General features: G+C 35.4%; 18 protein-coding genes. 17 read left to right on the top strand and 1 reads right to left on the bottom strand.

Features of this window, described 5'->3' with window-relative positions; genetic code table 11:
- The 15 genes from ACWG42_RS03470 to ACWG42_RS03400 form a co-directional block, all read left to right on the top strand.
- Positions 1–609, top strand: a 609-nt coding sequence (locus ACWG42_RS03470; RefSeq protein ID WP_455790120.1) for a group II intron maturase-specific domain-containing protein, incomplete at its 5' end; no start/stop codon positions are given.
- 187 nt (positions 610–796) lie between these two features.
- Complete coding sequence (locus tag ACWG42_RS03465) at positions 797–1,129, top strand: PadR family transcriptional regulator (RefSeq protein WP_455790119.1); 333 nt, start codon at positions 797–799, stop codon at positions 1,127–1,129.
- On the top strand, positions 1,119–1,826 hold the full coding sequence (locus ACWG42_RS03460) for a DUF2812 domain-containing protein (protein ID WP_455790118.1): 708 nt from the start codon (positions 1,119–1,121) through the stop codon (positions 1,824–1,826). The genes ACWG42_RS03465 and ACWG42_RS03460 overlap by 11 nt, the downstream gene beginning before the upstream one ends.
- Positions 1,819–2,517 (top strand): ABC transporter ATP-binding protein, encoded by a 699-nt coding sequence (locus ACWG42_RS03455; RefSeq protein WP_455790117.1) that lies wholly within the window; start codon positions 1,819–1,821, stop codon positions 2,515–2,517. Before ACWG42_RS03460 ends, ACWG42_RS03455 begins: the two co-directional genes overlap by 8 nt.
- A 2-nt stretch (positions 2,518–2,519) precedes the next feature.
- On the top strand, positions 2,520–4,082 hold the full coding sequence (locus ACWG42_RS03450) for a putative ABC exporter domain-containing protein (RefSeq protein ID WP_455790116.1): 1,563 nt from the start codon (positions 2,520–2,522) through the stop codon (positions 4,080–4,082).
- Between the two features lie 205 nt (positions 4,083–4,287).
- Complete coding sequence (locus ACWG42_RS03445) at positions 4,288–5,550, top strand: hypothetical protein (protein WP_455790115.1); 1,263 nt, start codon at positions 4,288–4,290, stop codon at positions 5,548–5,550.
- Between the two features lie 190 nt (positions 5,551–5,740).
- The gene (locus ACWG42_RS03440; protein WP_455790114.1) at positions 5,741–6,211 is read left to right on the top strand and encodes a MarR family winged helix-turn-helix transcriptional regulator; all 471 of its coding nucleotides are present in this window, start codon (positions 5,741–5,743) and stop codon (positions 6,209–6,211) included.
- Positions 6,205–8,475, top strand: a complete 2,271-nt coding sequence (locus ACWG42_RS03435; protein WP_455790113.1) for an ABC transporter ATP-binding protein — start codon at positions 6,205–6,207, stop codon at positions 8,473–8,475. The genes ACWG42_RS03440 and ACWG42_RS03435 overlap by 7 nt, the downstream gene beginning before the upstream one ends.
- Positions 8,468–10,339 (top strand): ABC transporter ATP-binding protein, encoded by a 1,872-nt coding sequence (locus ACWG42_RS03430; protein ID WP_455790112.1) that lies wholly within the window; start codon positions 8,468–8,470, stop codon positions 10,337–10,339. The genes ACWG42_RS03435 and ACWG42_RS03430 overlap by 8 nt, the downstream gene beginning before the upstream one ends.
- Before the next feature lie 192 nt (positions 10,340–10,531).
- On the top strand, positions 10,532–13,042 hold the full coding sequence (locus ACWG42_RS03425; protein WP_455790111.1) for a hypothetical protein: 2,511 nt from the start codon (positions 10,532–10,534) through the stop codon (positions 13,040–13,042).
- Positions 13,043–13,196: 154 nt separating this feature from the next.
- Positions 13,197–13,685, top strand: a complete 489-nt coding sequence (locus ACWG42_RS03420) for a flavodoxin (protein WP_455790110.1) — start codon at positions 13,197–13,199, stop codon at positions 13,683–13,685.
- Complete coding sequence (locus ACWG42_RS03415; RefSeq protein WP_455790109.1) at positions 13,682–14,104, top strand: cupin domain-containing protein; 423 nt, start codon at positions 13,682–13,684, stop codon at positions 14,102–14,104. The genes ACWG42_RS03420 and ACWG42_RS03415 overlap by 4 nt, the downstream gene beginning before the upstream one ends.
- 175 nt (positions 14,105–14,279) lie before the next feature.
- Entirely contained in the window at positions 14,280–15,128 is an 849-nt protein-coding gene (locus tag ACWG42_RS03410; protein WP_455790108.1) for an RNA polymerase sigma factor, read from the top strand.
- A 2-nt stretch (positions 15,129–15,130) separates the two neighbouring features.
- On the top strand, positions 15,131–15,808 hold the full coding sequence (locus ACWG42_RS03405; RefSeq protein WP_455790107.1) for a DUF2461 domain-containing protein: 678 nt from the start codon (positions 15,131–15,133) through the stop codon (positions 15,806–15,808).
- A gap of 68 nt (positions 15,809–15,876) precedes the next feature.
- Positions 15,877–15,951 carry a Fic family protein gene (locus tag ACWG42_RS03400; RefSeq protein WP_455790121.1) on the top strand — a complete coding sequence of 25 codons (75 nt, stop codon included), beginning with the start codon at positions 15,877–15,879 and terminating at the stop codon, positions 15,949–15,951.
- Between the two features lie 425 nt (positions 15,952–16,376).
- Here the strand turns inward: ACWG42_RS03400 and ACWG42_RS03395 are convergent, their stop codons facing one another.
- Positions 16,377–16,646, bottom strand: a complete 270-nt coding sequence (locus ACWG42_RS03395; protein ID WP_455790106.1) for a hypothetical protein — start codon at positions 16,644–16,646, stop codon at positions 16,377–16,379.
- Positions 16,647–16,782: 136 nt separating this feature from the next.
- Here ACWG42_RS03395 and ACWG42_RS03390 point away from each other — a divergent pair, with 136 nt between their 5' ends.
- Both ACWG42_RS03390 and ACWG42_RS03385 read left to right on the top strand, forming a co-directional pair.
- Positions 16,783–17,589: a sensor histidine kinase gene (locus tag ACWG42_RS03390; protein ID WP_455790105.1), complete on the top strand. Its 807-nt coding sequence runs from the start codon at positions 16,783–16,785 to the stop codon at positions 17,587–17,589.
- On the top strand, positions 17,586–18,383 hold the full coding sequence (locus ACWG42_RS03385) for a response regulator (protein ID WP_455790104.1): 798 nt from the start codon (positions 17,586–17,588) through the stop codon (positions 18,381–18,383). The genes ACWG42_RS03390 and ACWG42_RS03385 overlap by 4 nt, the downstream gene beginning before the upstream one ends.
- Positions 18,384–18,654 lie beyond the last annotated feature (271 nt).

Genomic DNA, 18,654 nt, shown 5'->3' with positions numbered 1-18,654 from the left:
GTTCGTTTTGCGGATGATGTGATGATATTTTGTCGTACATCAAGAGGAGCAGAAAGAGTAAAAAAATCTATAACAAACTTTATTGAAGGAAAATTGAAATTGAAAGTTAATAAGGAGAAAACGGTTGTGGCACATGCGACGAAAGTTAAATTTTTAGGCTTTGGATTTTATTTCAGTAAAGGTGCTAAGGTAAGGATACACCAGAAATCGCTAAAGAAGATGAAGAACCAAATCCGATATTTATTAAATAAATCGAAAGGAAATGTCTCAAACGAGGAATGTCCAATTAGGCTTAGAAGATATATTATGGGATGGGTAAATTATTTTAAGATAGCAGATATGAGGAAACTACTAAAGCAAATAGATGAATGGATGCGAAGTAAGATAAGGTGCCGAATATGGAAACAATGGAAGAAAATAAAGACAAGGTGCAAAAACCTTATCAAACTAGGTATGAGTGAAAATGAAGCATATCGTAATGCGAATACAAGAAAAGGCTATTGGCGAATCGCAAATAGCCCTGTTCTCAAAAAGACATTAGGAAATGAATGCATTAAATCACTAGGATATATTTTCTTTACAGATTACTATAAACAAGTAAAATACTGAACCGCCGTATACGAGACCCGTACGTACGGTGGTGTGAGAGGGACGAAATAACATTAATGATTATTAGTCTCTACTCGATTTAGGTGAGTAAAAATAGGGTATCTTTTATTGACACGAAGTATATGAAATGATAGACTATATCTATAATGGATATATCGTGATTGGATATATAGTGCAAGGAGGGTATATGTCAAAAAATAACGTAGTAGATAGTGAACAACTAACAGATTCCATGTATTATATCTTGCTTGCTCTTGTAAAAGAACGTCATGGGTATGCAATTATGAAATTTGTTGAAGAAATGACAGATAAGAATGTAGTCATAGGGCCTGGCACCTTGTATACGTTATTAAAGAAACTTCATAAGACAAATTGGATTTCACAGACTTCAGATGATCGTACGAAGACCTATAAGATTACGGAAGAAGGTTTTGTTATTCTTAGACAAGAATATAAGCGAAGAAGGCATATGGTGGAAGATGGTAGACGTATATTAGAGGAGGAAGGGTATGAAGAATAGGAAGTATATATTTTGTAGCGGATTGGCATTTTCAGATAACAAAGATATGAATATGTTACATGAATATGCACTTGATGGTTGGATTTTTCGAAAGTTAAAATTCCTTGTATTTTATGAGCTTCATAAAGAAGAACCACAAGATCTAATCTTTAGTTATGATATTCAAAAAGTAAAAAAAGAGGAGAAAGAAGATTATTTAGCTTTTTTTGAAGAAGGTGGTTGGAGTTTGGTTGGTAAATGGCAAAAAGGCCTCAACTTCTTCGTAGCTCCTACTGGTACGATTCCACTTCATAGTGAAGTCGCAACTAGAAGTGAACAATATCGAACTTCCTTTTTTGTAAGTATTGTATGTATTGCGCTTGGTCTACTTTGTGCGTATTTAACAACAACCACTAGAAGCATATGGTTTGCGGCAGGCGCAGGTGGCTTATTGGCAGGTGGAATCACGATGGCAATCGCTTGCTATATGCGAGTGAAAGGGAAACAAGGCAACATGAATGTACGTTCCTATGGGTATTATGCCGTGCAATTGTTGTTTGGAATAGGATTTCTTATCTGTTATATTCTCATGTGGGATGAAGATATATTTATGTTGTTTGTATTAGGTGTTGCACTATGGTTTATCATAGGATCGCTCCATGGGTTCTATCGTGTAGGGAAAGAAAAACAAATGAAAGAGAGGGTTCATCATGATTGAAGTAAAGAATTTAACGAAGCATTATGGTTCATTTAAAGCCTTGGAAGACGTAAATATTTGCGCAAAGGATGGAGAGATTACCGTTTTATTAGGTCCTAATGGGGCAGGTAAGTCTACGACAATTAAAAGTATTACCAACTTGTTAGAGTTTAAAGGTGAAATTACCATTGATGGGTATAAGAATGATACACTAGAAGCAAAACGTAGTTTTGGATATATTCCAGAAGCACCTGTACTATATGATTTATTAACCATTGATGAACATGTTGAATTCATTGGTAAAGCATATCGTAGTAAAGATTATAAAGAAAAAGCAGATACCTATATTCACTTGTTTAAATTAGATGAAAAACGTAAAAAAGTAGTAAAAGAATTATCCAAAGGGATGAAACAAAAAGTAAGTATGTTGCTTGCCCTTATCATTTCTCCTAAAACATTGATGATCGATGAACCAATGGTGGGATTAGATCCAGCAAGTATTGAAGATACTTTACACATGTTGATGAAGTTGAAAGAAGAAGGAGTGGCCATCTTTGTTTCTACACATATCATTGATATCTTTGATGAATTTTGGGATGTTGCGTATATCATGAACAAAGGTAAAATTGTACGTCATTTGAATCGAAATGAAAAAGGGGAAGAAAATCTAAAGGAAATCTTCTTTGCTTGTACGGATAGTGATGGTGAATAGAAATGAAGGCACTGATCTATCTCTATTTTCTGCGGATGAAGGGAAATGTCCGCAATGTATTCTCTAAATTAGGATCTGCATTATTCGCAATCTTTTTGATTCTTGTGTATGGTGGAACCTTTATAGGATTGTTAATGAATCCCGATGTTGCATTATCCGTTATGAATATTAACAAAATCAATAGTGTGATTTTCGTTGGGATTGGATTTACTGCACTTATGGTTACCATGATGTTAATGCAGACAAGAAAATCACTCTTTATGGAAAACGATGCGTTTTATTTGTTTTCAGGACCATTTAAACGTAAACATGCTATGCAGTTTATTATGTCACAATCCATTGTAGGATCTCTTCTTTGTGGAGCTGTGTCCTTATTTATGATGGTGATGTTGGGGAGTTCTTTAGAATATAGCGTAGGGTTTTTATTCTTAAACTTTCTTGCCCATTCTTTGGTGTATTTCTTCTTCACAATCTTATATTATTATGTGTATTTATTAAGTATAAAAGATAAAAAATATAAATATTTATCTATTTATATCCTTGGGTTATATGTAGTTCTTGTAGCTGCTATATTTATATACAGTCTTGCGCAAAATGATTTTATTCTAAAAGATGGAGTCATGAAATTCTTAGAATCTGATGTATTCTATTTTGTACCATTGTTTGGTTGGATCAAACTGATATTGGTAAATAGTATAATGGGAAATACAATATACATGCTTATAGGCTTGTTCCTATTGGTTGGTTCTTGTATAGGTATCTATGTACTCATGTGTAACTATAAGGGAGCGTTTGTGGAAAAGGCGATGGAAGATGCTATCGAATTTACAAAACGCTACAAGGAAGTAAAAGCTGGAAATCGTTCCAGTATGAATGATAAAAAAGTACGTGATGTGAAATCTAACTTTAAAGAAGGTGCTGCTGCCATATATTCTAAGAATTTGTTACTCATGAAGAAGACAAATTCCTTCCTTCAAATTCAAGATTTTATTTTCTTAGGTGTTTATCTTGTTATTACGATGATATCGGATTTAGGGTTTGAGTTCTTTATGTACATGATTATCTTCTGGTTGTTTTTAACAACACAAAATTCAGAATTTATGAAAGAGATGAACAACTATCAAATTTATTTGATTCCAGATAAACCAATACGAAAGTTATTGTATTTGGTACTACCTTATATTATGAAGAATATGATTGTTATCCTCTTCCCAGTAATCGTTGGTATGATTTTATTGCAAGGGAATATCATGGATGCCATTCAATATTATATTATGTTAGTAGGATATGCATGTTTGTTTATCAGTGCTTCTGTATTAGCAACAAGACTTTTAAAGAGTCGTAATAATGCCATCATGGAAAATATGATACGTATGTTGATTTGTGGATTAGCCGCAGTTCCTAGTATCATTTTGATTGTGGTTATGTTTAATCTTGGAGTGTTCAATATGACACTTATCCTGATGATATCACTGCTATCTTTATTGATGAATTTCGTAATATCTGCACTCATTCTTTATGGATGTCGTAATATGATGAATGGAAGAGAAGTAAAAAGCGAATAATGATACTATGGAAATGTCAGATGAAGTTCTATCTGGCATTTTCTTGTATATCTTGCTTACGAAGTAGGGACTCGTTTTTTTAGAAATATGAGAAATTGTGTTAAGAATACATAAAATTTTGCGAAATGTAGTAGGATAACAGTGTTTTCCTTTTTCTTTTTTTAGAAGTATGGTATCATATGTTACAGTTAAACGAGGTATACTTATGTGGAAATATCAATGTAAAAAACATTTAGGATGGTTATTAGGTGCCGCAGTTTTTGGGGCAATTATGTTTGGATGGTTGTATGCAGACTATGCAAATGAAGTTATTAAACAAGCAGCTGAAATGGCGAAACAACCAGAAATACTAGAAATGAAGTTCTTACCATTTTTTGTTGGGGCACTACTAGGTGCTAGCGCAGCTAATGGATTGTTGTTGACGACATATGCTCTTCAACGATTCAACTTGTCTTTTTTCTTTATGTATTTAATTATCTTTGCACTATTCTCTGTAATGGTTGTTGTTGGTATGGTACTCTTATTACCAGCAATCGGTGTTTGCGTGTATGGATGGTTGAGTATTCCTAATCGTGGACGTAGAAACGATTTACGCAAGAATGCGGTGAGCAGTGTAGCAGAAGTAGAACGTGTGTATCGATTACATCATACATACCATGAAGAATATGAAGAAATGGCAAAGAAGGCATGGGATTATACATTACGTATGAATTTACTATATATCATTAGTATTCTAGCAATCTTTGTAGTTATTATGTGGATCAATGATATGATTGTGATGATGTTGGCGTTTGTTATATATGCGTTAACGTTCTTCCAATTATCCAGAAGAAAAGCACTTGCGGTACAACCTATCATTTCCTTGTTGTATGATCAGTGTGATCCAGAGGCTTGCGCATCTGCAATCTTTGCACTAGCAAAGAAAAGCAGAAAGAAGAAAAGCTTTCCTTTACCACAATATTTAGCACAATGTATGATTTATTTAAACGATCCTCATTTAGCGGCAGATGTTATGGTAACATGTGAACGTAATAAAAATGCGATGATGTTTCCTTATTACTCCGTTATGTCCTATGCGTATTATCAATTAGGTGATGAGAGTATGGTGAAGTTTCAATTGGATGAATGTGAAAAAAGCAGTGTGCGTATGCAAAATGGACCTATGGGACTTATGCGTACACAATGCATTCAGGGAATACAGAATAAATTAGATTTAATGAATCAAGACTTCGGGAAAACAAGAACATATTATGAAGAAGCACTCAAGACTTCTATATACGAATTCCAGAAAGTTGATTCTCATTACTATTTAGGATTGATTGCTTTTGTAAATCGTGATTTTGAAGAAGCAGAAAATCATTTCCGTTATGTAAACAATCATGGTAGTAAGATGTACTTTGTTGAAAAAGCAGTTGGGTTTCTTAAGACCATAGAAGCTGCACAACCAAAAGAAGATAGTGAAGCGTAAGATGTGAGAAATCGCATCTTTTTTTTGTTGTTGTAGCAATTAACATTATGGGGAATTATATTTGGGGAATGCTAACCATGTGAAAAAAATGTGAAGTGAAGTAAATGTGTTGACATATTAAAAAAACTTACTATAATAGTTAACATAGTTAATTGTTAAGTAACTTAACTATTGGAGAGGAAGTGTTGAAATGGATGAGATGGAGATTGTCCGAAGACTTTATCACATGTTCTACATGATGCGTAGAGAAAGCGTCCGGTTTTCTGCTTTTGAAGAACATCATGGCATAAGAAATCGTGATCTAATGATTCTGGATTGTATCGTACAAGGCGGTAACTTAATGAAGATGAGCGATATTAGCACATATTTCAATGTAACACCAGCTGCCGTATCACAAATGATGCGTAGTCTAGAAAAGAATCAGTGGATTGAACGTGTAATTCCAGAAAATGATCGTAGAAGTGTCTATATCAAGGTCAGTGATACAGGCATGGAGGTTATTGAAAAGAATGAAGAACATGTTACGGAGAAACTCGTTGAATTCATTGAAATCCTTGGAGAAGAAGATTCCCAAGCACTGATTCGTATTTTGGAAAAGTGTAGAGAACACTTCAAACAAATGAAGAAGGAACATTGTAAGAAAGGAGATCATACATGTTAAAGTTAGTGAAATACTTAAAACCGTTTACACTCTCACTGATTGTAATCATTGCGCTATTATTTGGACAAGCACAATGTGAACTGGCATTACCAGATTATATGTCAGATATCGTGGATACTGGTATCTCCAAGAGTGGTATTGAAGATGGTGTACCAGAAGTCATCCGAGAAAGTGAGTATCAACATCTAGCGATGTTTATGAAGGATGCGGATAAGCAGTTGTTTGAAGACAATTATACATTGTTAACAAGCGATCAAGCATCAAAAGAACAAAAGGATGACTATCCTGCTTTAGAAAAACAAAATGTATATGAATTAAAAGAAATAGATGAGGCTACAAGAGATAAATTGAGTGCTTCCCTTATCAAATCTGAACTTATGGTAACAGGTATTAACCAGATGTTGAAGGATAAGGAAAGCGACTTATACAAGATGATCAATGATGAAACATCTCCTGTATACCAAATGATGAAAGCCCAAAATATTACAGACCCATACCTAGTTTTCTCTATGATTCCATCTGATAAAATGACTGGTTTCGATGAAGCTGAAAAAGAAATCGATAAGAACTTAGAATCCATGGGTACAAGTGTTGCTGGTGCAGCAGGTGCATCCTTTGTAAAAGCAGAGTACAAAGCAATTGGAATTGATACAGATACTATGCAAAATCAATATATTCTAGTTGCAGGTGCAAAAATGCTTGGAATTGCATTAGGTAGTGCAATATGTGCTATCTTAGTAGGGTTGCTTGCATCTCGTGTAGGTGCAGGGTTATCTAGAAACTTGCGTAAAAATGTATTTGAGAAAGTAGAAAGCTTCTCCAATGAAGAATTCAATAAATTCTCAACATCATCTTTAATCACAAGAACAACCAATGATATTCAACAAATTCAATTGGTAATTATCATGTTCTTACGTGTCGTTATCTATGCACCTATTATTGGAATTGGGGCAGTCTTGCATGTTGTTAATTCTGGCGCAGAAATGACTTGGATTATTGCACTTTGTGTAATTGTATTATTAAGCTTAATTGGTGTATTGATGGTAATCGCAATGCCAAAATTCAAAATGTCACAAAAATTACTTGATAAATTGAATGGCGTTACACGTGAATTCTTAGATGGTATGCCAGTTGTTCGTGCATTTAACACACAACAATATGAAGAAGAAAAATTCAACGACGTAAATGGAAAAATCATGAAGAATCAATTATTCATTAACCGTACGATGTCTTTCATGATGCCAGCTATGATGATGGTAATGAATGGAGCTTCTTTACTTATTATTTGGTTTGGTGGACATCAAATCGAGAGTGGAAGTATTCAGGTTGGTGATATGCTTGCCTTCATTCAATACTCTATGCAAATTATCATGGCGTTCTTAATGATTGCTATGGTCGCCGTTATATTGCCTCGTGCGAGTGTATCCGCAAAACGTTGTTTAGAAGTATTGAACTGCAAAGTTCGTATTCAAGATCCTAAACAACCTAAAACATTCAGTCAAGATCAAAAAGGTTATATCGACTTCCAAAATGTAAGCTTCCGTTATCCAGGAGCTGAAGAAGATGTCTTACATGATATCAACTTTACCGCAAAACCAGGAGAGACTACAGCGTTCATTGGAAGTACTGGTAGTGGAAAATCTACGATTATCAATTTAGTACCTCGTTTCTTTGATGTAACAGAGGGAACGATACGTGTAGATGGTGTAGATATCCGTGATGTTTCACAACACGACTTACGTGAAAAAATTGGATATGTACCTCAAAAAGGTGTCTTATTCTCTGGTGATATTGAAAGTAATCTTCGTTATGCAAAAGAAAATGCAACGCAAGAAGAATTGGATGATGCTGCACGCATTGCACAAGCAACAGAAATCATTGATGCAAAACCTGAGAAATATGCAACTGCAATTTCACAAGGTGGAACCAATGTATCTGGTGGACAAAAACAACGTTTATCCATCGCTCGTGCATTGGTAAATAAACCAGAAATTTATATCTTCGATGACTCCTTTAGTGCATTGGACTTTAAAACAGATTCCAAATTACGTGGAGAATTAAATAAATTAACAAAGAAAACAAATGCAACCGTATTATTAGTTGCACAACGAATTTCATCTATTATGCATGCTGAACGCATCGTAGTTTTAGATAAGGGACGTGTAGCTGGTATTGGTACACATAATGAACTTATGAAAAACTGTGAAGTATATCAAGAAATTGCATATAGTCAATTGTCAAAGGAGGAACTGGGAAATGAGTAAAGAAAAGCAAGCTCGTCCTATGGGCCGACCAGGGCATGGACCAATGGGTGGAGGCGCACCTGTACAAAAAGCCAAAGACTTCTCTGGAACAATGAAGAAGTTGATTAAGTTACTTCGTCCGTATTATGGACGCATGATTACTTCTATCATATTTACAATCATCTCCGTTGTATTAACAATACTAGGACCTAAAATTCTAGCAAAGGCTACCGATGAATTGATCACTGGTTTTCAAAAACTAGCAAAAGGGAATGGTGGTATTGATTTTGATTATATTCTTCAAATCATCGTATTATTAGTAGGAATCTATTTGATTAGTTCCTTCATTCAATACGTTGTTGGTATTACCATTGCTGCTGTTGTTCAAAAGCTATCTTACCAACTACGTGAACAGATTGCGAAGAAAATCAATGCTCTTCCATTCTCATACTTTGATACAAGATCTCATGGGGATGTATTATCCCGTGTAACCAATGATATTGATACTTTACAGATGTCATTAAACCAATCTATGTCACAAGGGTTACAATCAATTGTTATGGTGATTGGTTATCCAATCATGATGTTAACAATTAGTTGGCAAATGACTTTAATGGCAATTTGTGTCATTCCATTGTCCTTAGTATTTGTATCTATTATCGTTAAGAAATCTCAGATTTACTTTAAACGTCAACAACAATATTTATCTGATGTAAATGGACATGTAGAAGAGATGTATAGTGGACATGTCGTTATGAAAGCCTTCAATGGAGAAGAACGTTCTGTACGTGAATTCAATGAACATAACGATAACCTATATGGAACTGCATGGAAATCTCAGTTCTTATCTGGTATGATGATGCCTATTACCCAATTTGTTGGAAACTTAGGATACGTTGGTGTATGTTTATTAGGTGGATGGTTAGCTGCAGGAGGAGGAATCACAGTTGGTGATATCCAAGCCTTCATTACGTATGTAAGAGGACTTAACCAACCAATTTCTCAATTAGCACAAGTTATGAACACTTTACAATCTGCCGCAGCTGGTGCAGAACGTATCTTTGAAATCCTAGAAGAAGAGGAAGAAGTTGCGGAAACAACGACACCAAAAGCAATCGTAGATGAAACAGGAGAATCCCTAATTCAAGGAACTGTAACATTTGAAAATGTACACTTTGGTTATACTCCAGATAAAATTATTATCAACGACTTCTCTATGTATATCAATGCAGGAAAACGCGTTGCGATTGTTGGACCTACTGGTGCTGGTAAGACAACCATCGTAAAACTATTGATGCGCTTCTATGAATTGAATAGCGGTACTATTTATATCGATGGTACAGATGTTAAAGAATATACACGCGCTGATTTACGTTCTTTATTTGGTATGGTTCTACAAGATGCATGGTTGTTTGAAGGTAGTATCATGGACAACCTACGTTATGGTCGCCTAGATGCAAGCGATGAAGAAGTTATCGCTGCAGCAGATGCTGCGTATGTTGATCACTTTATTCGTACTTTAGATCATGGATACCAAACAGAAATCAATGAAGAATCTAGCAATATCTCTCAAGGACAAAAGCAGTTACTAACAATTGCTCGTGCATTCTTGGCAGATCCTAAGATTCTAATTCTAGATGAAGCTACTTCTTCTGTCGATACTCGTACGGAAGTATTAATTCAAAAGGGTATGGAAAACCTAATGAAGAATCGTACATGTTTCGTAATCGCCCATCGACTATCTACGATTCGTGACGCAGATGTAATTCTCGTTATGAAAGATGGAGATATAGTTGAGGTCGGAGATCATGAAGAATTGATGAAAAAAGATGGTTTCTATACGCAGTTATATAACTCTCAATTTGATGAGGGACAAGAAGCCTAAACCGCTAGCAATAGCGGTTTTTTCTTTACAATTTCCGATGCGAAATCGCCACTTAATAAAAAAATCCTGTTATTCACGAAGCATATACTACATTTCACGTAATTTTCGTTTTTTTCTTAAAATTTCAGTTATGATATAGCTAGGATTAAGAATCACAAAAGTGTTTAAAATTAAGAAAGGTGAGAAAAAACTATGAAAAAAAGAAGTAAAGCAACACGTATATTCGCATGCTTATCAACGGTGGCGTTAGCCTTTATGTGCATACAACCATCAACTCTTATCCATGCAGTATCAACCGATACTTTTGGAGAAGGATATGTCCTTGCGGGAGACTTGGCATTGCCAGAGGTTCAAGTTTTTGCGGGCGAGAGTAGTATCGTAGCCTATACATATGACGTGAGTATGGGTAGTGTTAAAATAGAGAATGGCACAAACACTAATACTATAAAGGTAACTTCCAAAATCACTGCAGTAAATACAACAGGCATTGTTCAAGATAACATTTCTAAAGACACCACGTTAACTTTAACGGGAACAGATGCAACGAATGACTACAATGTTGTGATTAATGGAGCAACAGGTGTAAAGCTGACGCTTAGCGGTGTGAGCTTAACATCTACGTCCGCAGGCAGCTCACCTGTGATGCTGCAAGCAGGTGCCGAGGCTGCCCTAAATCTGGAGGGTGAGAATACACTGAATGCATCATTCATTCCGTCAGAAGATAATACGTCAGGAAAAGGAGCAGGGCTAACAGTACCTGAGGGGACGAAGATAACAATAGCTGGGAAAGGCAGCTTAATAGCAAAAGCAAACCAAAATGGAGCAGGAATTGGAGGAGGAAATAAAGGAGCCTGTGGAAAGATTAACATTACTGGCGGTACGGTAAAGGCAACGGCAAAAGACTTTCATGGAGCAGGAATCGGCGGTGGAAATGAAGGAGCCGGTGGAGAGATTAGCATCAGTGGCGGCATGGTAGAGGCAACGGGAGGCGCTTATGGAGCAGGAATCGGCGGTGGAAATGGAAGAGCCGGCGGAAAGATTAACATTACTGGCGGTACAGTAGAGGCAACGGGAGACAATCTTGGAGCAGGAATCGGCGGAGGAAAAGGAGGAGCCGGTGGAGAGATTAGCATCAGTGGCGGCACGGTAAAGGCAACAGCAGGCCAAAATGGAGCAGGAATCGGCGGAGGAAAAGGAGCAGCCGGTGGAGAGATTAGCATCAGTGGCGGTACAGTAGAGGCAACAGCAGGCACTTATGGAGCAGGAATCGGCGGAGGAGAAAACGGAGCCAGCGGAAATATTAATATTACTGGGGGAACGGTAAATGCAGGGGGACAGAGAGATGGAGCGAACGCCTATTCTGGAGCAGGAATCGGCGGAGGATATGGAGGAGCTTGCAACTCGATTCATATTAGTGGGGGAATGATAAAAGCAAGGGGCGATGTGGATGGATCTACTTATTTTGGAGCAGCAATCGGCGGAGGACGTACAGGAGCTGGCGGAACGATTTGTATCTGTGGCGGTACGGTAGAGGCAATAGCAGGAGAGACGGCTGATGGGATTATCGGAGGAGGAGGGGGAAGTGCTGTTAAGGGTACGTTTTCTACTACCTGTTCTGCAGCTGGTTCTGGAAACGCCTTTATTAGGGCTGGAAAAATTCAAGATCGGACTAATTTGAACCACTCTTCTGGTACACAAGGCGTTATCTTTGGAGGTGAAGAAGGAACTGTTTATGGTTCACCGACATTGCAGGCGAATGCGACAATCAAAGCAGACGACGTCCTGACTATTGATGCTGGTAAGAATTTTTCTATAGGAAGCGGCATCACTTTGACTAATGGTGGAACCATTATGAATGATGGAACGATTACGAACGATGGTACCATTACGAATAACAAAACGATTACGAATAACAAAACGATTACGAATAACGAAATGATTGCAAATAATGGGACTATAATGAATAACGAAACGATTACGAATGACAAAACGATTATGAATGATGGAACCATAACGAATAAAAAAACAATTACGAATCATGAAACGATTACGAATAATGGAACTATAGTAAATATCGAAATGATTACAAATGATGGAACGATTACGAATCATGGAACGATAATGAATGATGGAACAATTGCGAATAACGAAACCATCATGAATAAGGGAACCATTTTCAACGATGGAACACTGACGAATAAGGGAGAATTATACCTTGCTTTAGAAGGAATTATAACTACTGGTGATAACGGTGATTTAACAGGAACCGGCAACTTTACTATAGCACTTAGGTCAGAGGACATCACTATTATTGATGAAGCGAATATTATTTATACAGGCAGTCAGATTAAACCAGAATATAAAATCAAAGAGAGCCGGCCTATTGAAGGAAAAGACTTTAAAATCGCAATAGACCGCTACGTAGTAAGCTACGCAGAGAATATCAATCCTGGTGAAGGAAAGATAATCTTTACAGATAAAGAGGATAATACCATTGTTATTGAGAAATCCTTTACCATACATGAAAAGGATTCCGAGTCATCTCAGGATCCGATTGCACCAACGAAACCTACGAAACCAACGAAACCAACTTCACCAAATACCGGAGATGAAAGAGGGGCTTCTTATATTCTATGGACAGCAGGTAGTGGTGCACTTCTTGTGATGATTATGAATCGTAGAAAAAGAGTGATAAAGGAATAATGTGTAAAAATGCGAGAATAAATTGCTCGCATTTTTTGTGGTTTTTATAAAGAGAAATCTTTCTTTACCTAGAGTGACTTTGTTTATTTATTTCAAATTACTTGACATGGAGTGTACTCCAAGGAGTATGATGAAGATAAGGAGGATTTATAGTATGAGCAAAAAAGCAATCGTTGTGTATTTCACAAGCTCTTTACATACAGAGACAGTTTCAAAATATATCGCAGAAATTACAGGAAGTGATCTATGTGAAATTAAACCTGTGGTTCCATATACTAATCAATATTCAAGTTTAGTAAAACAAGCGAGCGAAGAAATAAAGAACGGGATAAAACCTGAAATAGAAAAAATGCCGTTCGATATCAACTCATATGATACCATTTATGTAGGTTCACCTAATTGGTGTGGTACGGTTGTACCTGTGGTTTCAACATTTTTAACCAAATATGATTTTACAGATAAAATCATTCTTCCATTTATCACACATGGTGGAGGAGGAATGGGGCATGCGGATAAAACGATTCAAGAACTTTGTCCAAGTGCACATGTAAAAGAAGCCTTACAAATACAAGGAGATGGTGGAAAAATGTTACGAGGAAGCGTGATGGGATGGTTAGAGAATGTGGGAGAAACTCATTTATGAACAAAGAAGAAATGATCAAAGATTTGGGTGTAGAAGTATTTGAAACGGGGGATAAGAATGATGCCTTTGCGAAGTACTTCACAGGACAAAGTTATTTGAACATGTTGAATATGGAAGGTGTTAGTGTAGGTAATGTTACCTTTGAACCGAACTGTAGAAATAATTGGCATATTCATCATAAAGGTGGACAAATTCTTTTGGTTACTGGTGGAAAAGGAATCTATCAGGAAGCAGGAAGCAATGCTAGAATGTTAAAGATGGGGGATGTCGTTTATATTGCCCCTGAAGTAAAACACTGGCATGGAGCACAACAAGATCGTTGGTTTGCGCATGTAGCGATTGAAATCCCTTCAGAGGGTGGAAATACTGAATGGTTAGAACCAGTAGAGGATGAAGCGTATTTTGCTTGTCATAACTAATTTAATAAGAGAATAACACAGGTCACGTTTGGAAACGTAAGGTGATTAAGTGTTATTTTTTTCTGTGTTTTCTTAGTGTGCTATACTTTTTATGTAGGAATATAATATAATATATGAAATTCTGTCACAACTTTATGAAAAAGATGTCTAATAAGTGAAAAGGAGAAGTTTACATATGGAAAAAGAAAAATTAGAAGAATGTTTAGCAAAAGCATTAGAGGGTGATAACGAGGCATTAGAAGCGTTGATTCTGGAGGTAGAGGATTTTGTATTCAATCTTTCTTTAAGGATGTTAGGAGGCGTCGCTGACGCCCAAGATGCAACACAGGATATTTTGATACGTATGCTTACGCACTTGTCTTCCTTTCAAGGAAAGTCTTCGTTTAAGACATGGGTATATCGCATCGCAACAAATTATTTGATTGATTATAAAAAGCATATGTTCTCAAAGTATCCACTAGACTTTGATTTTTATGCGAATGACATCAAAGCGGGCTTTATAGAAGATAGTGAAGAGGTTTTGTTGGGGATAGAGCGTGAAGTATTAGCGGAAGAGTTGAAACTCTCTTGTACCAATGTGTTACTTCAATGTTTAGACCCAAAAACACGTTGTATTTTTATATTGGGAACGATGTTTAAAATTGATAGTAAAGTTGCAGGAGAAGTATTGGATTTAACACCAGAAAACTATCGTCAAAAATTATCTAGAGCGAGAAAGAAAGTCGCAGATTTTCTAAGTGAGCATTGTGGGTTAAGCGAGAGTGGGTATTGTTGTTGCGAGAAACGAATTGAATATGCAATCAAACAACATCGTTTACAGCCTGCGAATTTAGAATATCTAAAATTAAATGTATTAACAGAATATAAAGAGACGATGGATTCACTTGATGATTTAACAATTGTATTTGATGAATTACCAAAGTATAAATCCACGATACAATCAAAAGAGCTTTTAAAACAACTATTACAATCAAAGCCTATGGAGAAGATGCTTCATTTTGAAAATGGAGAACCAATGCAATGAACATGAACATCATATTAGATTATTTGTTAGAACTAAGAAGAAACAATTGTCGTGAATGGTATGCGGCACATAAAGAAGAGCGTAAGATTGCAGAGAAGGAATTTGAAGCCTTTCTACAAGAACTCATTATAAGAATCAGTGAGTTTGATGAAAGTGTACTATTTCATAATCCTAAAGACCTTACTTTTAAAATGGTAAGAGATACTCGTTTTAGCAATGATAAATCGCCCTATAATCCAACCTTTCGTGCACATATTTCATCAAAGGGTAAATACCCAATTCCAGTAGGGTATTATATTTCTATTAGTCCTGAAGATATGAGCTTTTTAGGCGGTGGTTTATTTACAGATATGTTTACAAATGCAGCAACAATGATTCGAGAATATATATGTAATCATGGGGATGAGTTTCTAAAGATTATTTCAGATCCATCCTTTTGTGAACATTTTACATTGAAAGGGACATCACTTAAAAATGTACCAAGAGGATATGATAAGGAACATCCTATGGCCTCCTATTTGAAGTATAAGAGTTTTTACTTAGAGTACTATGTGGAAGATAATTTACTTATGGATAGTGAAACGTTTTTAAATCTTGCAGTGGAAAAATTCAAAGCGATGCAAGGGTTTAATGACTTTTTGAACAAAGCACTTGTAGAGTTTAAAATGCCAGCGAGATAGAAACAGGAAAGAACTATTGATATACTCTGTATGTAACTCGGTTCATTGACAAAATATAACTTGATATTATGTTTGAGCATATCCATCCATTTGAAGATGGAAAAGGAAGAACAGACCGATTGTTAATAAATGTCGAATTATGATACAAAAGGTTTAACAGATATGTTTACAGAATTACAAGAACTAGAAACAAAACGGATGGAGCAGTTTAAAGATATGAAACCTTAAAAAGGAATGGAAATACCAATAGGTGTTGTCCATTCCTTTTTGTTTTATACTTGAACAGTCCTCTGCGAAAATGTAAAAAGAAATTCTAACTTTAGAATGCGCTCTTTATACTCTAGAAACATTGAAAGAAAATGTGTATTCATATATAATATTACAATATAAGAAAACACGTTCAAAAGGTAATTAAATTTTTAGATAATTTAAAATTTACAATCAAATATAGTATACTACATAATGAAGGGGCGGCAAATGCCGAAATGGTGATGATTTTGGAACTTGCAAACGGATGTCTTGAAATATTTGCGGCAATGATAATTCTAATACTATATGTGGGCATGCATCAAACAAGCACTAAGTCTATTTTTGAAAAAAGGCTTACCTTTATTATTATATGCCATGCTTTGGTATTGGTTTTAGATGCAATGCGTTGGTTCTTATGCCAATACACAAACTTTCCCCTGTTATTGATTTTTCTATCCGTTACCCCTACTATTTTATCCTTAATTGGAAATGCTGTTTTTTGTTTCTTTATCTTCTCAATTCTTTCCCAAAGAGAAACCATCTCACGAAAATATATATATATTTTATATTTTTTTACTTTGTTGGCCATTGTTGTATGGACTATTCTTATTTGTACAAATGGGGTTTCAAGCGCAATCAATTTACAAACCAGTCATGAGTCTTTAAATTTTCATAAAGTATATTGGCTTGGACATCTCATTTGGGGGGTGGGATGTCTCTTTTGGATGCTTGTTTTATTACGTTGTCGTAAATTACTAAGTATAAGTGAATTATGGGCATTACTTAGTTATTGCATCTTCCCATTAATTGCACTTGTTTTACGCTTTTTTTGGGATGGGCCACAGATTTTCCTTTCTGTATCCCTAGCGTTAATTTGGATTTATGTAGTATTGCAACGAGACCAACAAGCGCGGTTGGAAAAACAAGAAAATCAGCTTGTTCAAAGTAGAGTTGCTATTTTATTAAGTCAGATACAGCCCCATTTTTTATATAATACCTTAACGATAATTTGTGGTTTGTGTGATGAAAATCCAAAGGAAGCAAAAAAGGTTACTGCAGAATTCGCAGATTATCTACGACATAATTTAGACGCTTTAACTAAAACAAATCTTATCCCTTTTAAAGATGAACTTCAACACATCAAACTATATCTTAATATTGAGAAAAAACGTTTTGAAGAAAAATTGAGGACTGACTATGATATTCAAACGGAAGATTTCTTAATACCTTCTCTCACAGTTCAACCAATTGTAGAAAATGCAGTAAAGCATGGCATCCTCAAAAAGAGAAATGGAGGAGTAATTTCAATTTCAACACGCGAAAAAAAAGAATGTTTTGAAATCGTTATTTCTGATGATGGTATTGGATTTGATTCAGAATCACCACCAACAGACGATAGAACACATATAGGATTGAAAAATGTACAAGAGAGATTATTTGCGATGTGTAAAGGAACTATTCTCATTGAAAGTACAGTTAATAAAGGGACAATCGTAACCATGAGCATACCAAAGGAGAAATTAAAAAAATGAATATCATTGCAGTAGATGACGAAAGAATCGCTTTAAATTTATTGGTTAATTCCATTAAAGAAGTATTACCAAGAGAACAGGTGTTTGGATATATTTCAGGGGAGGAAGCCCTAAAATTTCATGTTAAAGAAGCATGTGAAATAGCCTTTCTAGATATTGATATGGCAGAGCTTGATGGAATTTCACTTGCTAAACGATTAAAAATAACAAACCCAAGAATAAATATTATTTTTGTAACTGCGTATAAAGACTATGCTATACAGGCGCTTAACATCCATAGTAGCGGATATGTTATGAAACCAGTTACGAAAGAAAAGATAAAAAATGAATTAGATAATTTGAGATATTCTATATCAATTTTTAAGACTCATGATGTTTGGATTCAATGTTTTGGTAATTTTGAAATATTTATAGAAGGACAACCTGTCAAATTTATGTATAAAAAAACTAAAGAATTACTTGCATTTTTAGTAGATCGAAAAGGATCGTTTTGTACAAATGGCGAAATCATAGCAAATTTATGGGAGGATGATGCAAGTAATTATAAAAAAAGTTCTTATTTACGAGATTTACGTTCTGATTTAATCAAAACTCTTTCTAAGCTTGGTGTAGAGAATATTATCTATAAAAGTCGTGGTGTCATGGCAATAGCAACAAGCAATGTTGCCTGTGATTATTATGATTGGTTACAAGGAGATAACGTTGGAATCAATGCGTATCATGGTGAGTATATGTCCCAATTTAGTTGGAGCGAATTTACACGCGGAGGCTTAGAAGTAATTTCTAGTAAATAATAAAAAAACCATTGGAAAGTGATTCAATGGTTTTTTTATCGACGCATTGTCGACATAGGGTATGGTACACTTATGAGGTAAGTGAAAGAAGAGGGATATATTAGGATGAAGTACTTAATTACAATCCATTCTTCTGGGAGGTGTATTCGCTGGTAAATTTTTAAATGAAGAGAAGAATTCTAATAACATATTATGAAAGGAAGTGAAGTTAAAATATAGTGTGGCAATGATTTAATCAAAATAATAAATATACAAGGAGAAAAATAAAAGA

This window comes from Amedibacillus sp. YH-ame10 (assembly GCF_053848885.1).
This window is presented reverse-complemented; position numbering and strand designations above follow the sequence as displayed.

What these genes read in the sequence shown, in the direction of transcription:
- ACWG42_RS03465 (WP_455790119.1), top strand. Translation starts at nt 797, where the DNA reads ATGTCAAAAAATAACGTAGTAGATAGTGAACAACTAACAGATTCCATG.
- ACWG42_RS03460 (WP_455790118.1), top strand. Translation starts at nt 1,119, where the DNA reads ATGAAGAATAGGAAGTATATATTTTGTAGCGGATTGGCATTTTCAGAT.
- ACWG42_RS03455 (WP_455790117.1), top strand. Translation starts at nt 1,819, where the DNA reads ATGATTGAAGTAAAGAATTTAACGAAGCATTATGGTTCATTTAAAGCC.
- ACWG42_RS03450 (WP_455790116.1), top strand. Translation starts at nt 2,520, where the DNA reads ATGAAGGCACTGATCTATCTCTATTTTCTGCGGATGAAGGGAAATGTC.
- ACWG42_RS03445 (WP_455790115.1), top strand. Translation starts at nt 4,288, where the DNA reads ATGTGGAAATATCAATGTAAAAAACATTTAGGATGGTTATTAGGTGCC.
- ACWG42_RS03440 (WP_455790114.1), top strand. Translation starts at nt 5,741, where the DNA reads ATGGATGAGATGGAGATTGTCCGAAGACTTTATCACATGTTCTACATG.
- ACWG42_RS03435 (WP_455790113.1), top strand. Translation starts at nt 6,205, where the DNA reads ATGTTAAAGTTAGTGAAATACTTAAAACCGTTTACACTCTCACTGATT.
- ACWG42_RS03430 (WP_455790112.1), top strand. Translation starts at nt 8,468, where the DNA reads ATGAGTAAAGAAAAGCAAGCTCGTCCTATGGGCCGACCAGGGCATGGA.
- ACWG42_RS03425 (WP_455790111.1), top strand. Translation starts at nt 10,532, where the DNA reads ATGAAAAAAAGAAGTAAAGCAACACGTATATTCGCATGCTTATCAACG.
- ACWG42_RS03420 (WP_455790110.1), top strand. Translation starts at nt 13,197, where the DNA reads ATGAGCAAAAAAGCAATCGTTGTGTATTTCACAAGCTCTTTACATACA.
- ACWG42_RS03415 (WP_455790109.1), top strand. Translation starts at nt 13,682, where the DNA reads ATGAACAAAGAAGAAATGATCAAAGATTTGGGTGTAGAAGTATTTGAA.
- ACWG42_RS03410 (WP_455790108.1), top strand. Translation starts at nt 14,280, where the DNA reads ATGGAAAAAGAAAAATTAGAAGAATGTTTAGCAAAAGCATTAGAGGGT.
- ACWG42_RS03405 (WP_455790107.1), top strand. Translation starts at nt 15,131, where the DNA reads ATGAACATCATATTAGATTATTTGTTAGAACTAAGAAGAAACAATTGT.
- ACWG42_RS03395 (WP_455790106.1), bottom strand. Translation starts at nt 16,646, where the DNA reads ATGGCCAACAAAGTAAAAAAATATAAAATATATATATATTTTCGTGAG.
- ACWG42_RS03390 (WP_455790105.1), top strand. Translation starts at nt 16,783, where the DNA reads ATGCTTGTTTTATTACGTTGTCGTAAATTACTAAGTATAAGTGAATTA.
- ACWG42_RS03385 (WP_455790104.1), top strand. Translation starts at nt 17,586, where the DNA reads ATGAATATCATTGCAGTAGATGACGAAAGAATCGCTTTAAATTTATTG.